The 3826-nt window shown below is 42.4% G+C and carries 5 protein-coding genes; 1 reads left to right on the top strand and 4 read right to left on the bottom strand.

What is annotated here, in order from left to right; all coding sequences use genetic code 11:
- Positions 1 to 62: 62 nt before the first annotated feature.
- Positions 63 to 659: a BfmA/BtgA family mobilization protein gene (locus OOZ15_RS19710; RefSeq protein ID WP_265958154.1), complete on the bottom strand. Its 597-nt coding sequence runs from the start codon at positions 657 to 659 to the stop codon at positions 63 to 65.
- Between the two features lie 478 nt (positions 660 to 1137).
- Positions 1138 to 1317: a hypothetical protein gene (locus OOZ15_RS19705; protein WP_265958153.1), complete on the bottom strand. Its 180-nt coding sequence runs from the start codon at positions 1315 to 1317 to the stop codon at positions 1138 to 1140.
- Between the two features lie 394 nt (positions 1318 to 1711).
- On the opposite strand from OOZ15_RS19705, the gene OOZ15_RS19700 reads away from it, so the two are divergent.
- Positions 1712 to 3169: an IS1182 family transposase gene (locus OOZ15_RS19700; protein ID WP_265958152.1), complete on the top strand. Its 1458-nt coding sequence runs from the start codon at positions 1712 to 1714 to the stop codon at positions 3167 to 3169.
- Between the two features lie 217 nt (positions 3170 to 3386).
- Here OOZ15_RS19700 and OOZ15_RS19695 read toward each other — a convergent pair whose 3' ends face one another.
- Together OOZ15_RS19695 and OOZ15_RS20385 are read right to left on the bottom strand one after the other, a co-directional pair.
- Positions 3387 to 3584, bottom strand: coding sequence for a hypothetical protein (locus tag OOZ15_RS19695; protein ID WP_265958151.1), 198 nt, complete (start codon positions 3582 to 3584; stop codon positions 3387 to 3389).
- Between the two features lie 135 nt (positions 3585 to 3719).
- On the bottom strand, positions 3720 to 3826 hold a 107-nt coding region (locus OOZ15_RS20385; protein WP_323670664.1), incomplete at its 5' end, for a JAB domain-containing protein.

Below are 3826 nucleotides of genomic sequence, written 5' to 3'. Positions count from 1 at the left end.
TCCCGGGCACTGCCTTTAAAGTGCTCCCCCTGGTATTGTCTGGTAATGGCTATGTACATAAGCTATATGTTTTCTAGGGTCCGTTTATATTTTTCCAATTCTTCTTTACTGAGTTCCAGTTGTAGGTATTCTTTCCCGAAAGAAGTTTCGGCTTCCTTTACATGGCTTAGGACATAGGCGAAACCTGTTTTTAAGGTATTCATCCTTCCCTCCAACCTGTCATATCGGATTTTGGGAACGGTCAGCTCCTCCAGCCATTCGGATGCTGTTTGATCGTTGTCTGAAGGGACCGTAAGGTCATCGGTAAATGGGGTTTCTGTAAACTCAAAAGCATCTTCGGTCCCCTCTTCTGCCAGTAAATGCTGTTCAAAAAGGGACTGTAGCATCGCTACCGTAGGTTTGGTCTGTTCTTTTTCAACAGCCCGGATAATGGCGACCACGGCATTAAAGCGCTGCTTGATCTGTCTTTTGAGGCTTGTTATGGTCTCCCCCAACCGGTCCTCCGGAGAGACGCCGTTGATCTCAAAAAAGTCCAGCATGGAAAGCAGGGCCATCGACTGTGATGCTCTTTTTCTTTTGCAGAACCGCCGATACTTTTTGGCCACCGGGCTTTTGATGCTCAGGCTTACAAACCGTTCTTTTTCATATCCCTTGTCCATTTTTTCGTGAAAAATCCCTTGGTTTTATTGGGCCCGGCTGCTTTTTCCGTGAAAAACCTACCGGCCCTTATTTTACTTAATCCCCCCAAACCTTTATAAACAGGGGCTTTGCGGGGCAAAACAAACATGTATCGCCGCGTGAGCGCGCTACCCTCTTGCTTCTCCATCCCCGCCAAAGGCGGGGTAAAAAACCTTAAAGCTCACCATGTACTTAAAAGCCGGTTGCCTTTGTCCTGTATGTAATTGGATTGTACGGGCTTTGGGAAAGTCAAATCAAAATTCGGATGCCGTACAAAATATACTGCTTTGCACCTTAATAAATATAGCTACAATCCCGCTCAAATAAAAACGCATTACGCCCGCAAATAGAATGGTTTGATACCAGAATTTATGGAACTATGGGTTTGGGCTTGTCAAGTCGCCGGATGCCTACGGTATGATAAAAAAAAGACTCTTGCTTAAGAGCCTTTTTTACGCGCTATTCCAATGTTGGGTTATCGGGGACTATCACTTCTTTGGAATACTCGAACCTGAAAATCCTTAAATCGATCACCAACAAATAGGATTTGTCAGTGGCGGCTTCCTTGGCAATCGTTTCCCTTTTATGTTTTCTTGCAGGGATCTCCAACAGCCTCTTTACTTTTACTCTTTTTTCCATAACGTTTGATTTTAAATTATTGATTATTTGCCGCCCCGCCAGTCCTTCCCAAAAATTTCAGCTCAAAAGGAATCGGAATAAAAAGTGAGGTACGAACGGCTTTATGCCGAAGTCTTTTGATGGGAATATTTTTGAAGGACTATCTTTCGGTCAAATACATGAATAGGTTTCTTTCGGGCATGGTCTGCCTTCCCAAAAAGATCAAGACCCCAATTGATTTTTGGGAGTTCGATCCTCCCAAAAATCAAACCGCAGCTAAAAAGACCCTTGGTTCGGCGAGGGTACTGAAAAAGTCCCTCAATAAATTGGTATAAAAAGAGATGAAAAGGAGCAAAAACAGTACTGTTTTTGCTCCTTTTTTCGTATTTTAATGCTGTTTAACAACAACTTAAGTATGTTATTACAGCAACAAAAAATTCAATTAAGTGCGTACTCGGATCTATATGATTTAATCGTGCCCAAGGAAAACCTTCTTAGAAAAATCAATGAATTGATTGATTTTTCCTTTATCTACGATGAACTGGTAGATAAATATTGTTCAAATAACGGACGAAATGCGGAAAGTCCCATCCGCATGTTCAAGTACTTGTTATTGAAAACGATCTATTCCATTTCAGACGTTGATGTAGTTGAGCGTTCCCGATATGATATGTCCTTCAAGTATTTTCTGGAAATGGCGCCCGAGGAATCGGTCATCAATTCCAGTTCATTGACCAAGTTCCGTAAGCTGCGATTGAAAGATACCGATCTGTTGGACCTGTTGATAAGCAAGACTGTCTCCATAGCCATTGAAAAAGAAATCATTAAGTCCAGGTCCATTATTGTTGATGCCACACATTCCCTGTCCAGATCTAATCCATATTCCGCACTTGAGGTTCTCAGGGAGCGTTCAAAGCTGCTTCGCAAAGCGGTGTACGCCATAGACGAAGACATGAAAGCCCGCATGCCGGAAAAGAACGCTTCCGGGGAGTTGGACAGGGAACTGGATTATTGCAGGGAACTGGAGAAGTGCATTGAATCAGACCAGGCATTAAGTTTGATTCCTGCAGTCAAAGAGAAGTTGAACCTATTGAAGGAGACCGTGGAAGATACCCAGGAAAACCATATCCTTTCCAAGGATACAGATGCTAAAATCGGCCATAAATCAGTTGACTGCAAATTCTTTGGTTACAAGACCCACCTGGCCATGACAGAGGAACGCATCATTACCGCGGCAGTGGTCACATCGGGTGAAAAAGGCGATGGCCCGGAGTTACCAATGCTTTTGAAAATAAGCCAGGACAATGGAATTCAGGTGGATGCGATAATTGGTGATACAGCCTATTCCGGAAAGGAAAACCTCAAGCTCAAGGGCAAAGATGATCAGAAGATAAAGATAGTGGCAAAACTCAACCCCGCCATTACACAAGGTGTTAGAAAGGAAGAGGATAGGTTTGATTACAACAAAGATGCCGACATGTTCGTGTGCCCGGCAGGACACCTGGCCATACGAAAGGCACGACAGGGAAAAAAGAACATCGGGGACAATCAGGTACATACTTATTATTTTGATGTGGAGAAATGCAAGGTGTGCCCATTAAAGGATGGTTGTTATAAGCCGGGAGCCAAGACCAAAAGCTATTCGGTCTCCATAAAATCAAGCCTGCACCAAGAACAGATGGTATTTCAAGAAACCGAATATTTTAAAGAAAAATCGAAACACCGCTATAAGGTTGAGGCCAAAAACAGTGAACTAAAGAACGTTCATGGTTACGGTCGTGCCATAGCGTATGGCATCAACAGTATGCAGATGCAGGGAGCACTTGCAATTTTCACCGTAAACCTCAAGAGAATCCTTAAATTAACCATATAAGTACAGGATATTGATAAGAGCAAGCGTAAAAGGGCCATATCTATCATTTTAAGTCATAGATTGATTTAAATATCAACACCTCAAGAAATCACAAATAAAAAAACGACCAAGTCTAAAAATATATTTTTACTTGATCGCTTTAATAAAATTACCTCAAAAGAGATAGTTTTTCAGTGCCCTCGGTTCGGCAGGGTCTTTTTTGGTGTGTCCGTTGTGTTCATATATTGAACACGTAATCGTAATTGTACAGGTTTCGTATGGCTTCCTCTTCCAACAGGGTATCGTAATTGATATAGTGTTCCCTGGCATAGCTCTTTAACTGTTCCCCAAAACGGCTTTCCACATCTTTTTTGGACATGGAAAGCAAACGTTCTTGGGTACCGGCATCGAGGTTGTTGTAATTCAGATAGACCATCGTTTTGAATTTAAAGTTGTTCACAGGTCGTACAGGTCAGGATTGAAACCATCGGGATAATCCCCGAGGTCGTGCCCTTCTTCCTGCCATGTTTCAAGTTCCGTTTTTTCCGTACCTTTCATGGTGTGTACTTTATTATAAATCCCCATTATCCGCAAAACTGTAATAACTGCCATCGGGTGCAAGGATGATATGATCAAGTACCTTAACATCCAACAATTCGGCAGCTTTACATATTTTAC

The organism is Galbibacter kalidii (genome assembly GCF_026241135.1).
In the GTDB taxonomy this organism is placed as follows: Bacteria; Bacteroidota; Bacteroidia; order Flavobacteriales; family Flavobacteriaceae; genus Galbibacter.
Note: the sequence above shows the minus strand (reverse complement) of the source record. Positions and strands in the feature narration are given on the sequence as shown.

Bases quoted from the DNA above. Each gene is read 5' to 3' on its own strand.
- OOZ15_RS19700 (WP_265958152.1), top strand. From the start codon at position 1,712: ATGTTATTACAGCAACAAAAAATTCAATTAAGTGCGTACTCGGATCTA.
- OOZ15_RS19705 (WP_265958153.1), bottom strand. From the start codon at position 1,317: ATGGAAAAAAGAGTAAAAGTAAAGAGGCTGTTGGAGATCCCTGCAAGA.
- OOZ15_RS19695 (WP_265958151.1), bottom strand. From the start codon at position 3,584: ATGGTCTATCTGAATTACAACAACCTCGATGCCGGTACCCAAGAACGT.
- OOZ15_RS19710 (WP_265958154.1), bottom strand. From the start codon at position 659: ATGGACAAGGGATATGAAAAAGAACGGTTTGTAAGCCTGAGCATCAAA.